This is a genomic window from Streptococcus sp. V919 (genome assembly GCF_054353475.1).
In genome coordinates this window covers 549,040-565,758 of the sequence record NZ_JBTHHY010000001.1, presented here as the reverse complement: position 1 = coordinate 565,758, position 16,719 = coordinate 549,040, and the positions used below count along the sequence as shown (strand labels likewise).

Annotated in this window: 18 protein-coding genes and 1 pseudogene; 8 read left to right on the top strand and 11 right to left on the bottom strand. The window is 38.2% G+C overall.

Features of this window, described 5'->3' with window-relative positions:
* Window position 1 precedes the first annotated feature (1 nt).
* Window positions 2-877: an N-carbamoylputrescine amidase gene (gene aguB, locus ACXYSK_RS03010; protein WP_458624981.1), complete on the top strand. Its 876-nt coding sequence runs from the start codon at window positions 2-4 to the stop codon at window positions 875-877.
* 31 nt (window positions 878-908) lie between these two features.
* On the opposite strand, the gene ACXYSK_RS03005 is transcribed toward aguB, so the two are convergent.
* From ACXYSK_RS03005 to ACXYSK_RS02995, 3 genes are read right to left on the bottom strand one after another with little or no spacing between them, the layout of a single operon-like run.
* Entirely contained in the window at window positions 909-1,724 is an 816-nt protein-coding gene (locus ACXYSK_RS03005) for a TIGR03943 family putative permease subunit (protein ID WP_458624980.1), read from the bottom strand.
* Entirely contained in the window at window positions 1,721-2,626 is a 906-nt protein-coding gene (locus tag ACXYSK_RS03000) for a permease (RefSeq protein WP_458624979.1), read from the bottom strand. The genes ACXYSK_RS03005 and ACXYSK_RS03000 overlap by 4 nt, the downstream gene beginning before the upstream one ends.
* Window positions 2,627-2,767 carry an SPJ_0845 family protein gene (locus ACXYSK_RS02995; RefSeq protein WP_458624978.1) on the bottom strand — a complete coding sequence of 47 codons (141 nt, stop codon included), beginning with the start codon at window positions 2,765-2,767 and terminating at the stop codon, window positions 2,627-2,629.
* Window positions 2,768-2,922: 155 nt separating this feature from the next.
* Between ACXYSK_RS02995 and ACXYSK_RS02990 the strand changes: the two genes are divergently transcribed.
* The 5 genes from ACXYSK_RS02990 to ACXYSK_RS02970 all read left to right on the top strand — a co-directional run bounded on the left by ACXYSK_RS02990 (window position 2,923) and on the right by ACXYSK_RS02970 (window position 8,920).
* Window positions 2,923-5,061 carry a Tex family protein gene (locus ACXYSK_RS02990; protein WP_458624977.1) on the top strand — a complete coding sequence of 713 codons (2,139 nt, stop codon included), beginning with the start codon at window positions 2,923-2,925 and terminating at the stop codon, window positions 5,059-5,061.
* Window positions 5,048-5,497 carry a SprT family protein gene (locus ACXYSK_RS02985; RefSeq protein ID WP_458624976.1) on the top strand — a complete coding sequence of 150 codons (450 nt, stop codon included), beginning with the start codon at window positions 5,048-5,050 and terminating at the stop codon, window positions 5,495-5,497. The genes ACXYSK_RS02990 and ACXYSK_RS02985 overlap by 14 nt, the downstream gene beginning before the upstream one ends.
* A gap of 59 nt (window positions 5,498-5,556) precedes the next feature.
* Complete coding sequence (locus ACXYSK_RS02980) at window positions 5,557-5,829, top strand: PspC domain-containing protein (protein ID WP_458624975.1); 273 nt, start codon at window positions 5,557-5,559, stop codon at window positions 5,827-5,829.
* A 339-nt stretch (window positions 5,830-6,168) separates the two neighbouring features.
* Complete coding sequence (locus tag ACXYSK_RS02975; protein ID WP_458624974.1) at window positions 6,169-6,927, top strand: ABC transporter ATP-binding protein; 759 nt, start codon at window positions 6,169-6,171, stop codon at window positions 6,925-6,927.
* A gap of 1 nt (window position 6,928) precedes the next feature.
* Entirely contained in the window at window positions 6,929-8,920 is a 1,992-nt protein-coding gene (locus ACXYSK_RS02970) for an ABC transporter permease (protein ID WP_458624973.1), read from the top strand.
* A gap of 36 nt (window positions 8,921-8,956) precedes the next feature.
* On the opposite strand, the gene ACXYSK_RS02965 is transcribed toward ACXYSK_RS02970, so the two are convergent.
* Window positions 8,957-9,652, bottom strand: coding sequence for a VIT1/CCC1 transporter family protein (locus ACXYSK_RS02965; protein WP_458624972.1), 696 nt, complete (start codon window positions 9,650-9,652; stop codon window positions 8,957-8,959).
* 191 nt (window positions 9,653-9,843) lie between these two features.
* Between ACXYSK_RS02965 and ACXYSK_RS02960 the strand changes: the two are divergent.
* Window positions 9,844-11,125, top strand: a pseudogene (locus ACXYSK_RS02960) (O-acetylhomoserine aminocarboxypropyltransferase/cysteine synthase family protein).
* 63 nt (window positions 11,126-11,188) lie between these two features.
* On the top strand, window positions 11,189-11,869 hold the full coding sequence (gene radC / locus ACXYSK_RS02955; protein ID WP_458625401.1) for a RadC family protein: 681 nt from the start codon (window positions 11,189-11,191) through the stop codon (window positions 11,867-11,869).
* A gap of 23 nt (window positions 11,870-11,892) precedes the next feature.
* Here the strand turns inward: radC and ACXYSK_RS02950 are convergent, their stop codons facing one another.
* From ACXYSK_RS02950 to ACXYSK_RS02920, 7 genes are all read right to left on the bottom strand, one after another.
* Complete coding sequence (locus ACXYSK_RS02950) at window positions 11,893-12,582, bottom strand: gamma-glutamyl-gamma-aminobutyrate hydrolase family protein (RefSeq protein ID WP_458624971.1); 690 nt, start codon at window positions 12,580-12,582, stop codon at window positions 11,893-11,895.
* Window positions 12,583-12,597: 15 nt separating this feature from the next.
* The gene (locus ACXYSK_RS02945) at window positions 12,598-13,239 is read right to left on the bottom strand and encodes a redox-sensing transcriptional repressor Rex (RefSeq protein ID WP_006154311.1); all 642 of its coding nucleotides are present in this window, start codon (window positions 13,237-13,239) and stop codon (window positions 12,598-12,600) included.
* 82 nt (window positions 13,240-13,321) lie between these two features.
* Window positions 13,322-13,537 carry a DUF4649 family protein gene (locus ACXYSK_RS02940; protein ID WP_006154497.1) on the bottom strand — a complete coding sequence of 72 codons (216 nt, stop codon included), beginning with the start codon at window positions 13,535-13,537 and terminating at the stop codon, window positions 13,322-13,324.
* A 9-nt stretch (window positions 13,538-13,546) separates the two neighbouring features.
* Window positions 13,547-13,894: a DUF1831 domain-containing protein gene (locus tag ACXYSK_RS02935; protein WP_016465846.1), complete on the bottom strand. Its 348-nt coding sequence runs from the start codon at window positions 13,892-13,894 to the stop codon at window positions 13,547-13,549.
* 4 nt (window positions 13,895-13,898) lie between these two features.
* Complete coding sequence (locus ACXYSK_RS02930) at window positions 13,899-15,014, bottom strand: cysteine desulfurase family protein (protein WP_458624970.1); 1,116 nt, start codon at window positions 15,012-15,014, stop codon at window positions 13,899-13,901.
* Between the two features lie 15 nt (window positions 15,015-15,029).
* Window positions 15,030-15,980, bottom strand: coding sequence for a ribose-phosphate diphosphokinase (locus ACXYSK_RS02925; RefSeq protein ID WP_458624969.1), 951 nt, complete (start codon window positions 15,978-15,980; stop codon window positions 15,030-15,032).
* Between the two features lie 123 nt (window positions 15,981-16,103).
* Window positions 16,104-16,673, bottom strand: a complete 570-nt coding sequence (locus ACXYSK_RS02920; protein WP_006154366.1) for a CYTH domain-containing protein — start codon at window positions 16,671-16,673, stop codon at window positions 16,104-16,106.
* Window positions 16,674-16,719 lie beyond the last annotated feature (46 nt).

Below are 16,719 nucleotides of genomic sequence, written 5' to 3'. Positions count from 1 at the left end.
AATGAGAAATGTAACGGTTGCAGCTATTCAGATGCAATGCGCTAAGGATGTGGAAACGAATATCCAAACAGCTGAACGTTTGGTCCGTCAAGCTGCTGAGCAAGGAGCCCAAATTATTCTCTTGCCTGAATTATTTGAACGTCCCTATTTCTGTCAGGAACGTCAGTATGACTACTACCAGTATGCCCAGTCGGTCACAGAAAATATGGCTATTCAGCATTTCAAAGTGATTGCCAAGGAACTAAAGGTCGTTTTACCGATCAGTTTCTATGAAAAGGATGGTAATGTCTTATATAATTCGATTGCTATCATTGATGCTGATGGAGAAGTGCTAGGAGTTTATCGCAAAACGCATATACCAGATGACCATTATTATCAAGAAAAATTCTTCTTTACTCCTGGAAACACAGGCTTCAAAGTTTGGGATACTCGCTATGCGAAAATCGGTATTGGGATCTGTTGGGATCAGTGGTTCCCTGAAACAGCCCGTTGCCTTGCCTTAAATGGTGCAGAATTTCTCTTTTATCCAACAGCCATTGGTTCGGAGCCGATTTTAGATACAGATAGTTGTGGTCATTGGCAACGTACCATGCAAGGGCACGCAGCAGCAAATATTGTCCCAGTTATTGCTGCCAATCGTTATGGCTTGGAAGAAGTACAACCTTGCGAAGAAAACGGCGGTCAAAGTTCTAGCCTTAACTTCTACGGTTCATCCTTTATGACCGACGAAACAGGAGCTATCTTGACCCAAGCAGAACGACAAGGCGAAGCCATCCTCTTAAACACTTATGAGCTTAACAAGGGAGCAAATGAACGCCTAAATTGGGGTCTGTTTAGAGACAGAAGACCAGACATGTATAAAGATATTATCAGATAAAAGTAAAAAGTGGCCCAATTAGGCTACTTTTTTAAAATTCTTTATAAACATAAGGGTTCTCAGGTTTATCCACTTTGATGAAAGACTGGACTTCAAGGGTTGGGAGAACCTGGTTGAGTTCCTTGTGATAGTGAATCCTAATCTTGCCTTTGACTCTCACCCAGGTGTTATTCTCATAATGATTGGTATTTCCTGTGGTTAAGAGGCCAAAAACTCCTGAATCAGCGATACAGTGCATGATACCAAAGCGAAAAACAAATTGACTATTGGTATGATTTGGATCGTTGTAGACAAAGCCAATAAACTCGATCTCTTTACCTTCAAATTCATTTGGATAATCATAGATAGCTTCCATGACTTCCAAGTAATTCTCATCCTTGATAACAATACTTGATTGAGCTAAGTATTTATCAGCACTCTTCCGAATAATATTTTCATGAGCTGTTTGTGAATAAAAGCGACTGGTATCCGGCTTAAGATACTGACTGCTAGTTCCTTCACTTGCTTGAATTGCCTTGTCAGTTCCTTCTGAAAGTGGGAAATAATAGCCTTTTGCCGATACTGTTTGTGAATCCAGACTGACGGTTGGAAATGTAAATCCAACTAACAAAGGCAAACTTAAGAGGACAAAACTAGCAAGCTTGGCTGAAATACTATGTAAGTGACTATGTTCTTTCAAACGCTTGAAGCAAATATAGGCTTGAACGATGGCTAGTAGCAAAGATAAAACCATAGTGATATAAGCCAGATAAGAGTAGTGGAGATTTAGATACTGATTGAGCTTACCTGATAGGTACAAATAAAGGGTTAAGATAAAATAGCCAAATAAGATAAAAAATCGAATCATAGCATTACCCCGACTAGATAAGAATAGACAAGAACAACAAGAGTTACAATTGTCATGAAATGCCAAATAAATCGAGTTTTGAGATAATTCTTCATCATGAGGAGGTTCTTGACATCAAGCATAGGACCTATAACCAGAAAGGCGAGAACTGGAGCGAAGCCAAAACTTGATAGAAGAGAAGATCCAATAAAGGCATCCGCTTCACTACAGAGGGATAGTAGGAAAGATAAGACCATCAGAAGAACAATCGCAAGTAGTGGTGTTGCGCTGATAGATGTCAGGATACGAGTTGGAACATAGACCTGGACTATGCTGGCAAAAAGACAGCCAAAGACCAAGTAACGCCCCATATCGAAGAACTCATCAATAGCTTGGATAAAGACTTGAAGAAGTTTCTGACCTTTCGTTAAATGAGAAAAATCATGTTCATGACAAGCTAGTCTATTTTCTTTTTGTATAGGTCCTTCCCAGAAAAATCCAAGGAAAATACCCAATATCGTAGCAATGAGTATTGCCCCTAAAGCTCTTAGAAGAACCATTTGAATAGAATTACCAAAAGCTGAATAGGTCGCAAAGAGTACGATAGGATTGATGATAGGAGCTGTTACTAGAAAAGGAACAGCTGTATAGCTTGGAACCTTCTTCTCCAAGAAACGATTGATGATAGGGACAATCCCACACTCACAAGATGGGAAGAGAAACCCCATGAAGGTACCAAAAAAGATTCTCCCTAAACGATTTTTAGGGAGAAATTGATAAACTTTTTCAGGAGTGACGTAGACTTCAATAGCACCAGAGATAATGCTACCAATTAAGACGAAGGGTAAAGCTTCAATAATGATTGATAGAAAAATGGCACCAGCTTGTAATATACTTGAAGGCAGACTTTGAAAGAGATCCATCTATTTTTTCTTTTCTGCTTTTTCTGCTTTTTCTTTCTTTTCTTTGTCATCGGGAAATGTTACTTGTTTTAAATCAGGAAGTTTGGCAAACTCTTCGAACATTTTATCTAAGTCATCAGTTTTTGTAAATTTAACAGCCATAAGGCATACCTCGATTCTTTGTGTTACCTCTATTATACTATTATTTCTGGGAAATAGTTATATTTTATAATCAACTTCCTTTTTATCTTTATAAAGTTGAAATAAAGCAACAAATTAATGAAAACAAGCTTTCCTGCTTATGGTATAATAGTTTCATGGATAAAAAATATGAAAAAATTTCCCAAGATTTGGGTGTAACCTTAAAACAAATTGATACAGTCTTATCTTTGACATCTGAAGGTGCTACGATTCCCTTTATCGCTCGTTATCGGAAAGACATGACTGGTAGCTTGGATGAAGTGGCTATTAAGGCAATTATCGACCTTGATAAAAGCCTGACTGCTCTCAATGATCGAAAAGAAGCAGTTTTAGCCAAAATCAAAGAACAAGGTAAGTTGACTAAGGAGTTGGAAGAAGCTATTCTTTCCGCCGAAAAACTAGCAGATGTAGAAGAACTCTACCTTCCCTATAAGGAAAAACGTCGCACTAAGGCAACGATTGCGCGTGAAGCAGGACTCTTTCCACTTGCACGTTTAATCTTACAAAATGTATCTGACCTAGAAAAAGAAGCAGAATCATTTGTATGTGAAGGTTTCGAGAATCCACAAGATGCTTTAGCAGGAGCTGTTGATATCTTGGTTGAAGCTCTCTCTGAGGATGTCAACTTGCGTTCAATGACCTATCAAGAAGTCCTTAGACATTCTAAGATTACATCTCAACTTAAAGACGAGAGTCTAGATGAAAAACAAGTCTTTCAGATTTATTACGATTTCTCAGAAACAGTTGCCAATATGCAGGGCTACCGTACGCTTGCCCTTAATCGTGGTGAGAAGTTAGGTGTTTTGAAGATTGGATTTGAGCATGCAGTTGATCGTATCCAAGCCTTCTTTGCTGCTCGTTTCAAGGTTAAGAATCCTTATATAGACGAAGTGATTCAACAATCTGTTAAGAAAAAAGTATTGCCGGCTATTGAGCGCCGTATTCGTACTGAATTGACAGAAAAGGCAGAAGAAGGAGCTATCCAACTCTTCTCAGAAAACCTTCGTAATCTACTTCTCGTAGCACCGCTAAAAGGGCGCGTGGTCCTTGGATTTGACCCTGCCTTTCGTACAGGTGCCAAGCTTGCAGTTGTAGATGCGACTGGGAAGATGCTGACAACTCAAGTCATTTATCCAGTCAAACCAGCTTCAGCTCGTCAGATTGAGGAAGCCAAGCGTGATTTGGCTGATTTGATTAGCCAATACGGTGTTGAAATTATTGCTGTCGGAAATGGAACTGCCAGTCGTGAGAGTGAAGCCTTTGTTGCTGAAGTTCTCAAAGATTTTCCAGAAGTCAGCTATGTTATTGTTAGCGAAAGTGGTGCTTCTGTTTACTCTGCCAGCGAACTTGCCCGTCAAGAGTTTCCTGAGTTAACCGTTGAAAAACGTTCAGCCATTTCTATCGCTCGTCGTTTGCAAGACCCACTTGCAGAATTGGTTAAAATTGATCCCAAATCTATCGGTGTTGGTCAATATCAGCATGACGTTAGTCAGAAGAAATTGTCTGAAAGTCTTGATTTTGTGGTAGATACAGTCGTTAACCAAGTCGGTGTCAATGTCAATACAGCCAGTCCAGCTTTACTTTCACATGTCGCAGGACTTAACAAAACGATTTCAGAAAATATCGTCAAGTATCGTGAAGAAGAAGGAAAAATCACTTCACGTGCTCAAATCAAAAAAGTTCCTCGTTTAGGAGCAAAAGCCTTTGAACAGGCTGCAGGTTTTCTCCGTATCCCTGAAAGCAGCAATATCCTTGACAATACAGGAGTTCACCCTGAAAACTATACTGCGGTCAAGGAACTCTTCAAACGCTTGGACATTAAAGACCTAAACGAAGAAGCACAAGCTAAGCTCAAATCTGTTTCTATCAATGATATGGCTCAGGAGCTAGACCTTGGTCAAGAAACACTTAAAGATATTATTGCTGATCTTCTCAAACCAGGTCGTGATTTCCGTGATTCTTTTGATGCGCCAGTCCTTCGTCAGGATGTCTTAGATATCAAGGACTTAAAAGTCGGACAGAAGCTTGAAGGTGTTGTCCGTAATGTCGTTGACTTCGGTGCCTTTGTTGACATTGGTATTCATGAGGACGGTCTCATTCATATTTCTCACATGAGCAAGAAATTTATCAAGCATCCAAGTCAAGTCGTATCCGTTGGGGATTTGGTAACTGTTTGGGTGCAGAAAATCGATGTCCAACGTGAAAAAGTAAATCTGTCGCTCCTTGCACCAGATGACTCTAATGAATCTAACTGATTACGTTAGGCAAGTCTCTTTAGAAGACTTTGGAAAACCATTCAATCATCAAGCTCAATGGAATACTCGTCTGCGGTCGACAGGTGGACGATTTTTCCCGAAGGATGGGCATTTGGATTTTAATCCTAAAGTCTATCAAGAGCTAGGGTTAGAAGTTTTTCGGAAGATTGTCCGTCACGAACTCTGTCATTATCATCTATACTATGAAGGTAAGGGTTATAAGCATAAAGATATAACTTTTAAAGAACTGCTAAAAGAAGTGGACGGTCTCCGCTTTGTACCTCCTTTATCAAGTGCTCGTCAAAAACCAGCTTTGGTTTATAAATGTCACTCTTGTGGCCAAGTCTATCAAAGAAAGCGTCGAATTGATACCAAACGTTATCGATGTGGTCTTTGTCATGGAAAACTTATCCTACAAAATCCGCCTAAGGACTGATGCAGGGTGTTTTAGTTCATGTTATACTTATTTCAAGAATACCGAAAGAGGTACAAATCATGAATAAAAATTTTTATAAAATGAGACGAAATCGTATGATATCAGGAGTTCTTGCTGGACTATCTGATAGATGGGATCTTGATGTGACACTGGTGCGCTTCATTTTTGCTATCTTTACAATCGCAAATTTTGGACTCGGGATCATCATCTATATCATGATAGCCTATATCTTGCCAACCAAGGAAGATATCGAAGCAGACATGTACGAAACAGGCCCACGCAAAATAAAACAAGCTGAACCAATCGATGATGATAAAGGTTGGTTTTGGTAAACCGCTTTACCTTTCATAAAAAATCAAACCCTTGTAATTACAAGGGTTTTTCTTTTGCTTAAAAATTTGTGGTAAACTAATAGTAGTTGATTTCAAAAAAATATCTCTATCTTACAAAAATGTAAGATTAAAGCTCCAAATGTAAGGTTATGTTATGGAACCAACTCTTTTTTTAGAGTACACTTATATCATAAAGATAAAGGAGCGAAACTATGAAAAATATTTTACAAAAGAAACAAACAAGTAAACCGAGTTCTAAGGATATCGAGCGAGTTGAGCTCGGCATTCAAATGATGCAGGCTCAGTTTCAATTAATGGGATATTAAAAAGGAGATTATCATGACACTATTAGATGTAAAACACGTTCAAAAGATTTATAAAACTCGTTTTCAAGGCACCCAAGTAGAAGCTCTGAAAGATATTCATTTTACTGTAGAAAAAGGTGACTACGTTGCCATCATGGGTGAATCTGGTTCTGGGAAATCAACCCTACTCAATATTCTAGCTATGCTTGACAAGCCAACGCGTGGACAGGTCTTCCTAAATGGAACTGACACAGCTACCATTAAAAATTCTGAAGCCTCAAGCTTCCGACGTGAAAAGTTAGGCTTTGTCTTCCAAGACTTCAATTTGTTAGATACGCTTTCTGTTAAAGACAATATCTTACTCCCTTTGGTATTGTCTAGAAAGCCTATTACAGAAATGATGAAAAAATTGGTGGTGACTGCTGAAAATCTTGGCATCAATCAATTGCAGGAGAAGTACCCTTATGAAATTTCTGGGGGACAAAAACAACGGGTTGCAGTTGCACGCGCCATCATTACAGAACCAGAAATTCTCCTTGCGGACGAGCCAACAGGTGCCCTAGACTCTAAATCATCTGCAGCCCTCCTTGATATCTTTGATCAGATCAACGAGCAAGGGCAAACCATTCTCATGGTGACCCACTCAACAGCAGCAGCTAGCCGTGCAAAACGTGTTCTTTTCATCAAGGACGGCATTCTTTACAATCAAATCTACCGTGGTGAAAAGACTGATCGTCAGATGTTCCAAGAAATCTCTGACACCTTGACTGTAATGGCAAGTGAGGTGAACTAGTATGTTTCGATTAACCAATAAGTTGGCCATATCCAACTTAATCAAAAACCGCAAACTCTATTATCCTTTTGCTCTGTCTGTCATTTTGGCAGTCACGATTAGCTATCTCTTTTACTCCCTAGCCTTTAATCCAAAAATTGTGGATTTGCGTGGTGCATCCGCTATTCAATTTACTCTACAACTAGGGCTTGTCGTAGTGACACTTGCATCTGCCATCATCGTGCTTTATGCCAACAGCTTTGTCATGAAAAATCGATCCAAAGAACTGGGTGTATATGGCATGTTGGGCTTAGAAAAGCGTCATTTGATTGGTATGACCTTCAAGGAACTCCTGATTTTTGGGCTTGTAACAGTCACTGCTGGTATTGGGATTGGTGCCCTCTTTGATAATCTGATCTTCGCATTATTGCTTAAACTTGCAAAGATGAAGGTAGAGTTAGTTGCAACTTTCCAATGGTCCGTAGTGCTTTCAATTCTTCTAGTATTCGGTTTTATCTTTCTAGTCATTGTCTTTCTAAACGCTATACGTATCATTCGTATGGATGCCCTCCAACTCTCTCGTGAGAAATCAAAAGGTGAAAAGAAAGGGCGTTTCCTAGTCCTTCAAACTTTAGTAGGGCTAATTACACTAGGTGGTGGCTACTATCTAGCACAAAGCGTAAAAGACCCAATTTCAGCAACCCTCACTTTCTTTATTGCCGTCATGTTGGTCATAGTTGCGACCTATCTTTTATTCAATGCGGGTATTACAGTTTTCTTGCAGTTGCTCAAGAAAAACAAGAGATACTACTACAAACCAAACAACCTCATTTCTGTTTCGAATCTTATCTTTCGTATGAAGAAAAACGCTGTCGGTTTAGCAACCATTACCATCCTTTCAACCATGGTTTTGGTCACCATGTCTGCAGCAACCAGCATCTATAACGGATCTGAAAATATAAAAAATATTATGTATCCTCACGATTTTGATGTTAAAGGACAAAATATAGAAGTTGAGGATTTAGACCAACTATTGACTCAATATGCTAGCGAAAAGAACTTAACAATTAGCAATAAAGACGTTCTTAGCTATGCTAGCTTTGGCCTTTCTAATCAAGATGGAACAAACTTAACTATCTATGAAAAAGGGAAAACTAATGTATTGCCAAAGACAGTTTTCCTAGTTTTCGACCAAAAAGATTATGAAAAAATGACTGGACAAAAGCTAAATCTTTCTGGAAACGAAGTAGGACTTTGGGCTCGAAATGATCAACTTAAAGGTCAGAAAGCAATTAGTCTGAACAATCAGAATTATACGGTCAAGCAAGAAATACAGCAAGATTTCCTCAGAGATCATGTTTCAAACCAGTACGTTCTCTTGGTTTCGGATTATAACTATCTAGTTGTACCAAATATTCAAAACTTTTTGGATCAGTACCAAGATTCTGCTATCTTCAATCAGTTCTACGGTGGTATGGATGTAACTGTAAGTCTAGAGGAACAGTTAAAGCTAGCTGATGATTTTGATGCGTATGTGAACAACTTTAGTCATAATCTCCAGAGAGAAGATGCTATGGTTTATGGGGGTAATGGTGCAAGTGACGCAATTGCCCAAATGAATGCTCTCTTTGGAGGAATTCTCTTCATTGGTATTTTCCTCTCTATCATCTTTATGATGGGTACAGTTTTAGTAATCTACTATAAACAAATCTCAGAAGGTTATGAGGATCGTGAACGCTTTGTCATCCTGCAAAAAGTTGGCTTGGATCAAAAACAAATCAAGCAAACCATTAACAAGCAGGTCTTGACTGTTTTCTTCCTCCCTGTAATCTTTGCTTTCCTACACTTGGCATTTGCTTATCATATGTTAAGTTTGATTCTTAAAGTCATTGGGGTAGTAGATACAGCTATGATGTTAAGTGTAACACTTTCTATCTGTGGTATCTTTGCTTTAGTTTATGTACTAATCTTTATGATAACTTCAAGAAGCTATCGCAAAATTATCCAATTATAAAAAAATACCTCGATGATTTCGAGGTATTTTTATGTTTTAAATGCTAAACAACTGTCCAAATAGATAAGTAACACCCATGGTCAAAAGGCCAATACAAAGGTTCCGAATCATAGCTGTTTTAGTGGGAGCTTTTCCAAGTTTGGCACTTGTATATCCAGTGACTAGAAGTGAAATTGCTACAATAATAACAGTAGCAGGGATTCGATAGTCACTTGGGAAAATAGTTATTGAAAGCATTGGCGGGAGACTTCCGAGGACAAAGGAAATAAAGCTAGATGCTGCAGCATGCCATGGATTGGTGAATTCTTCATACTCGATACCATATTTTTCCTCGACTAAAGCTTTTAGTGGATTTTTCAAAAAAGCTTTGTTAACTAATAGTTGAGCTGAAGTTTCACACTCACCATTTTGAAGATAGGCTGCGTAGAGTGATTTTTTAGCAGCATCCATATCTTTATCCAAAAGTAGTTGTTCGCGGGCTACAGCAGCCTCCTCAGTGTCTTTTTGAGTAGATACGGATACATACTCGCCACCAGCCATAGAAAAGGCACCAGCAAGAATTGCGGCTAATCCTGAGAGGAAGATAATCCAGATATTAGTTGTAGCACTGGCAACCCCGATAACAACCCCAGCAATAGAGATAATTCCATCATTTGCACCCAGTACACCAGCACGCAAGATATTTAAACGACCGGCAAAGTTTGAATCGATTTCATGTGTAATTTCTGACATAGTTTTCTCCTTTCTAAACATTATAAAGTATAGGAGCAGTGAAGACAAATATTTTAAACTATCTGAAAAAAGTTCTACAATTCTAATAATAGCCATAGCTATTTCTTATGCCAATATATAACAAAGTTGTATTTGTAACTGAACGAATTAGGTGATACAATGAACCTAATGAAATCTTTGGAGGTCTAAATATGACTCGTGAATTTAAATTTGAAACCCTACAATTGCATGCAGGACAAGTGGTGGATGCCACTACCAAGTCTCGTGCTGTACCAATTTACCAAACAACATCTTTTGTATTTGAAGATACACAAGAGGGTGCAGAACTCTTTGCTCTTCAAAAGGCTGGTAATATTTATACTCGTATTACCAATCCTACAACTTCAGCCTTTGAAGAGCGTATCGCAGCTCTTGAAGGTGGTGTAGGTGCACTTGCAACTGCGTCAGGTATGGCAGCTATTACCTACACAATTTTAGCTCTAGCCCACGCAGGAGACCACGTCGTTGCAGCATCAACCATCTATGGTGGTACCTTTAACCTCTTGAAAGAAACACTTCCTCGTTATGGAATCACCACAACTTTTGTTGATATTGATAATCTAGAAGAAGTAGAAGCAGCTATTAAAGACAATACAAAACTTGTATTGATTGAAACCTTGGGAAATCCTGTTATCAACATTCCTGATATCGAAAAAATCGCTGAAATTGCTCATAAACACCAGATTCCTTTGGTTGCAGACAATACTTTTGCAACACCATATCTTATCAATGTCTTTTCACACGGTGTTGACATTGCAGTTCATTCAGCAACTAAGTTTATCGGTGGTCATGGTACTACAATTGGTGGTGTCATCGTTGATAGTGGTAAGTTTGACTGGGCTGCTTCAGGAAAATTCCCTCAATTAGTCTTAGAAGATCCAAGCTACCACAATATCAGTTATACTCGTGATGTTGGTGCTGCAAGCCTTTATCGTTGCTGCTCGCGTGCAATTGCTTCGCGATATGGGAGCTGCGCTATCACCATTTAATTCATTCTTGCTCTTACAAGGTCTTGAAACTCTTTCTCTTCGTGTTGAACGCCATGTTCAAAATGCTGAGAAAATCGTTGATTTCCTTGTGAACCATCCAAAGGTTGAAAAGGTCAACTATCCAAAACTTCCAGATAGTCCTTACCATGCCTTGGCTGAAAAATACTTACCAAAAGGTGTTGGCTCAATCTTTACTTTCCACGTTAAAGGTGGAGAAGCAGAAGCACGTAAAGTGATTGACAACTTGAAAATCTTTTCGAACTTAGCCAATGTAGCAGACGCTAAATCATTAGTAGTTCACCCTGCAACTACAACACATGCTCAGTTGTCAGACTCTGATTTAGAAGCAGCAGGAGTAACTAAAAATCAAATCCGTCTCTCAATCGGTCTTGAAAATGTCGACGATTTGATTGAAGATTTGCGACTAGCGCTTGAAAAAATCTAAAAATAACTAGTTTTTATCGAATTAAGGATCCTTCTCACGAATAATAAAGTGAGGAGGATTTTTATGTATAGTATTTCATTTCAAGAAGATTCACTTTTACCAAGAGAGAGACTAGTAAGAGAAGGAGTAGAAGCACTCAGCAACCAAGAATTACTGGCAATATTACTAAGGACAGGAACGAAACAAGCCAATGTTTTTGAAATAGCACAGAAGGTATTAAATCAGCTAACCTGTTTAACTGACCTAAAAAGAATGAGTCTACAGGAATTGCAGACTCTATCGGGTATTGGACGTGTTAAGGCTATCGAATTACAAGCTGTTATCGAATTAGGCTACCGTATCCATAAAAGGGAAACAGTGGAAATGGAGAGTATTCTTAGCAGTCGTAAATTAGCTAAAAAGATGCAGGCTGAGCTTGGAGATAAAAAACAAGAGCACCTAGTGGCGCTCTATCTGAATACTCAAAATCAAATCATTCACCAGCAGACTATTTTTATCGGGTCTGCCACGAGAAGTATTGCAGAACCGAGAGAAATTCTCCACTATGCCCTAAAGCACATGGCAACATCTGTGATTCTGGTTCATAATCATCCATCTGGGGCTGTCATGCCAAGTAGAAATGATGACCATGTTACGAAGCTTGTTAAAGAAGCTTGCGACTTAATGGGGTTGGTCTTATTGGACCATCTAATTGTCTCACATTCCGATTATTTTAGTTACCGCGAGAAGACAGATATGATATAAAAAAACCTGTATATGATACAGGTTTACAATTCATTGACAACATAGTCGAAAAGTGTTTTATCTTTTGGGCGATTTTCAAAGAGAAATTCAGGATGCCATTGAACACCAAGATAGGGGAAGCCGTCTGTAGTTGTCACAGCCTCGATAATGCCATCTTTAGGATCATGAGCTACAACCTTAAGATTAGGAGCTAAATCTTTGATGCTCTGATGGTGGAAAGAATTGATATGAGAGATTTCGCCATAGATTTCTCGAAGAACAGTATCTGGTTCGGTGACAAGCCGCTGAGTGGTGTATTCAGCGGAACTATCCTGCCAATGATCTTCGATATCTTGATAAAGAGACCCGCCCATGGCTACGTTAAAAAGTTGAGTACCACGACAGACAGAAAAAATTGGTTTATTTTGCTTAATTGCTTCTTTAATGAGGGCTAACTCAAAAATATCACGTTGAAGGTGGTAGTCGTCGCTATCAATAGTTTTTGGCTCACCATAGTATTTAGGGTCAACGTTTTGTCCACCAGTTAGAATAAGTTTATCAATTAAACTAATGTAGTAACTGGCCATTTCTTCATCACCAATCGGTAGGATAATGGGTATACCTCCAGCTTTCTTAACTCCTTCAACAAAGCCTTTTGAAGCATAACTCATCATAAGCTCATCATCTGGATGCGGGGTTTCATTTCCTGTAATCCCAATAACTGGTTTATTCATAAATATTTACACTTTCTAATCCTCTTTACGCATGAAATAGAGGAGGGTTTGAAGTTCGCTTGTAAGATCGACATACTGAACAACTACGTCTTTAGGAAGATGTAGGTGAACAGGAGAGAAACTGAGGATACCTTTGATGCCAGCATCAACCAAAAGTTCAGCAACTTCTTGAGATTTAACACTAGGAACAGTAAGAATAGCAGTTTTAACATCACTACCCTTAATTTTGTCCTTTATTTGTGAGATTCCATAGATCGGAACACCGTCAGGAGTTTTGGTACCAACCTCAGGATGATCATCAAGGTCAAAAGCCATGATGATTTTCATCTTGTTGCGCTCATGAAAGCGGTAGTGGAGGAGGGCATGACCCATATTTCCAATACCTACAAGCATAACATTGGTAATAGAATTATCATTTAAAAGATCAGCGAAAAAGTTCATGAGCTTTTTGACATCATAGCCAAATCCACGACGTCCAAGTTCTCCAAAGTAAGAGAAGTCACGACGAACAGTGGCAGAATCAATTCCAATTGCTTCTGCAATTTGTTTGGAATTGGCTCTTTCAATTTTCTCGGCATTAAATCTTTTAAAAATACGGTAATAGAGAGAAAGTCTCTTTGCTGTTGCTTTAGGAATAGCAGACTGTTTTTCTTTCACAAAATCACAACCTTTCTATCTACTATTTTATAGAAAGCTTGTGAAAAATGCAACAATAACGAAAAAAAACTAAGAAAAAATCTTAGTTTATCTTAGTTTCGTGGTAAGTCCTTAAAAAGCGGTAGAGATTACCTAGAAGTCCCTGATAAATTTCAACTCCATCATGTGTTAATGAAGTAACAAGAGTAGTATCAGGAAGGGTTACACAACCCGATAGAGAGAGCATAAGAGCTTCATAGTCTTCATATTCTTGCACACGCTCTACTTGATAGGAGTCCTTGTAAGTTAATCGAAACATAATGACCTTCTATCTTTCGCTTTTTGTAAATACGCCACGTTCAACCAGGCTATCCATCAAGAAGTAAAATTTTTCTTGGTGGATGTGAGTTTCTTCTGATTTGAAGATATCAACCAAACGTAGACCAAATTTATCAGTGATGTTGATTTTTGCGCCTGTTAAGTCTTTGTTAATAATAATCTTAAGTTGGAATCCCTCTCCACTATTTGGTACTTTTTCAAGAAGACGCGTTAATTCATAGTTACCAACTTTAGTTTCAAAAAAAGTATTATCTTTAAGCGTAAATTTTTTAACAGTTGGACTAAGTGTGTAATCGTAACGGCAATTTTTTAATTTAATCGTTTGTTCGAATGCCATTGAGTTATCCTCCAATAATTTCTTTAATTTTTTTGACAAGGGTTAACATTTCTTGTTCTGTGTTTTGAGGTGAAATGCTGACGCGAACAGACTCATGTAAGCGAGGCGAGTCTTCTCCATAAAAAGCCTTAAGAACATGACTAACTTGAACTACACCAGCAGTACATGCTGAACCAGTTGAAATAGAAATACCTTCAAGGTCTAAACGAAGTAGCAGTAGGTCGTTGCGTTGTCCTGGAAATCCAATATTGAGAACATAGGGAAGTTGTTCTTTTCCCTGATTTAGATAGTAGTTTGTTCCATCCATTTCCGCTAGAAATGTTTCCTGTAACTTTTGAACTTTTTCGAAGTTAGTCTCTATATGTTCAATATCGTCCTTAAGTGCCGCTACCATCCCAATTATTGCAGGAAGGTTTTCTGTTCCTGCTCTTTTTTTCTGTTCTTGATCTCCACCGTGTAGGTAGGAATCAAAATCAGTGGTAGCAGCATAAAGGAAACCAACGCCTTTGGGACCATAAAATTTATGTGCAGAAGCGCTAAGAAAATCAATTCCTAATTCTTCAGGGAGAATCGTTAATTTACCGACTGCTTGAACTGCATCAACATGATAAACAGCAGAATGATTTTTTAGCAGCTCACCAATCTCAGCAATCGGTAATAGAGTCCCTGTTTCATTGTTTGCAAACATAGTTGAAACTAAAATGGTATCTTCACGAAGAGCATTTTTGACTTGTTCTGCTGTAATTTCTTGATTTACAGGTTTCAAAATAGTTACTTCAAATCCGAAATTTTCCACCAGATATTCAATTGGTTCAAGCACAGCGTGATGCTCGATAGCAGTAGTAATAATGTGTTTTCCGCGATTCTGATGACGAAGACAGTAGCCGATAATAGCTGTATTATTACTTTCTGTACCACCAGAAGTGAAGAAAATGTGTTGGGGCTTTGTACCTAGTAAACCTGCTAATTCTTGACGGGCTTCACGTAATAATTTACCTGCTTGTCGCCCATGGCTATGAATACTAGAAGGGTTTCCATATGTTTCTTGCATGACTTGGGTCATTGCTGAGATAGCTGCAGATGACATGGGTGTCGTAGCAGCATTATCCAAATAAATCAAAAACTCACCTAATTTCTATTTAAACTTAAATAGTGGACTAACTGGTTTTCTTTCATGAATACGAACCATGGCATCACCAATTAATTCGCTTGCTGTAATGTATTTTACATTTTTTGGTTTTTTACTTTCTGTTACTACAGAATCTGTAACCAAGATTTCTTTGATATTAGCTGCATCAAGCAATTCTGCAGCGCTGTCAACGAAAAGTCCATGACTTGAAACTGCATATATTTCAATTGCACCATCGCGTTCTAAGATTTTAGCAGCTTCAGAGAAAGTACGACCTGTATTTAGAATATCATCAATCAAGATTGCTTTCTTACCTTCAACCTCACCGATAATATATCCTTGGCTACGTTCAGAATCATCTTGAGCATAGTCGATGATAGCAATCGGTGCATCAAGATACTCAGCGAGGCTACGGGCACGTTTTACGCCTGAATTTTTAGGACTAACAACAACCACATCTGATCCAGTCAAACCTTTTTCGCAGTAATGTTTAGCAAAAAGGGGAATTGTGTAGAGGTTGTCAACAGGAATATCAAAGAAACCTTGAACCTGAACAGCGTGAAGATCAAGTGTCAATACACGACTAACTCCGGCTTTAACCAACATATTTGCAACAAGTTTAGCTGTAAGGGGTTCGCGAGAAGAAGCGATACGGTCTTGACGAGCATAACCAAAATAAGGCATGACAACATTGATTGTATTTGCACTAGCACGAACACAGGCATCAACAGTGATTAAAAGTTCCATCAAATGATTGCTAACTGGATAAGAAGTAGACTGGATGATATAAACATCATACCCACGAACACTTTCTTCGATGTTAACTTGGATTTCACCATCTGAGAATTGACGTGATGATAATTTTCCAAGTGGAACACCTGCAGCATCTGCGATTTTTTGAGCAATTTCATGGTTTGATGAAAGTGAAAAAAGCTTCATATTCTTTGTATCTGACATTGATAAACCGTCCTCTATAAACTACGTGAATCAGCAAAAGCAAACAATTTTAAAACAAGTGTTTTCTGTTACAGATTCTAATATTTTTTATCTCTTTTATTTTATCAAAAAAAGTTGATTATTTCAGGATTTTTTCATATTTTCTATAAATCGTACTAATTTTGAAGGTGCTTTCTTGTATTCGATATCATTTGCCTGTAAAAACTCCTGAAAATCAAGACTTCCCTGGTCTCCATTTTCGACTTCCAGCTCTAATTCATAATCAACAACATCGAAGTAGGTACTTTGATCTAGTGCCATAAGTCCGATAGAGGTCTCTTTCTCATAACGAACAGTGGTTAAACAACCTAAAACAACCCATCCACTTGGTGAAACACCTCGATTTGAAAGTTCTTCTAAAATCATACCCTGGGGAAGTTTGCATTCCTCTAAACATTTCTTTGCCTCTTCTAGAGTGAGAGCTTGATTGTATTCCATATTGCCTACAGCTTGAGGAATTTTTATAGTTAATTCAGCGCTATCTTCAAAAGTCCGAATACGCATGGCTATCTTATTGCTACGTAGCTTATAGTCACAAGTATCTAAGTAGTAGTTGTTTTGCGTAATAGGAGTAATATCCGAAAAATATTCTTTTAATTTTATATAGTCTTCTTTCTTTAGAAGAGTTTTTAATTCTATTTCTAAATGTTTCATTTTGAGAACCTTTTATTTTGTTTGAAAGCGATTTATGGTATAATAA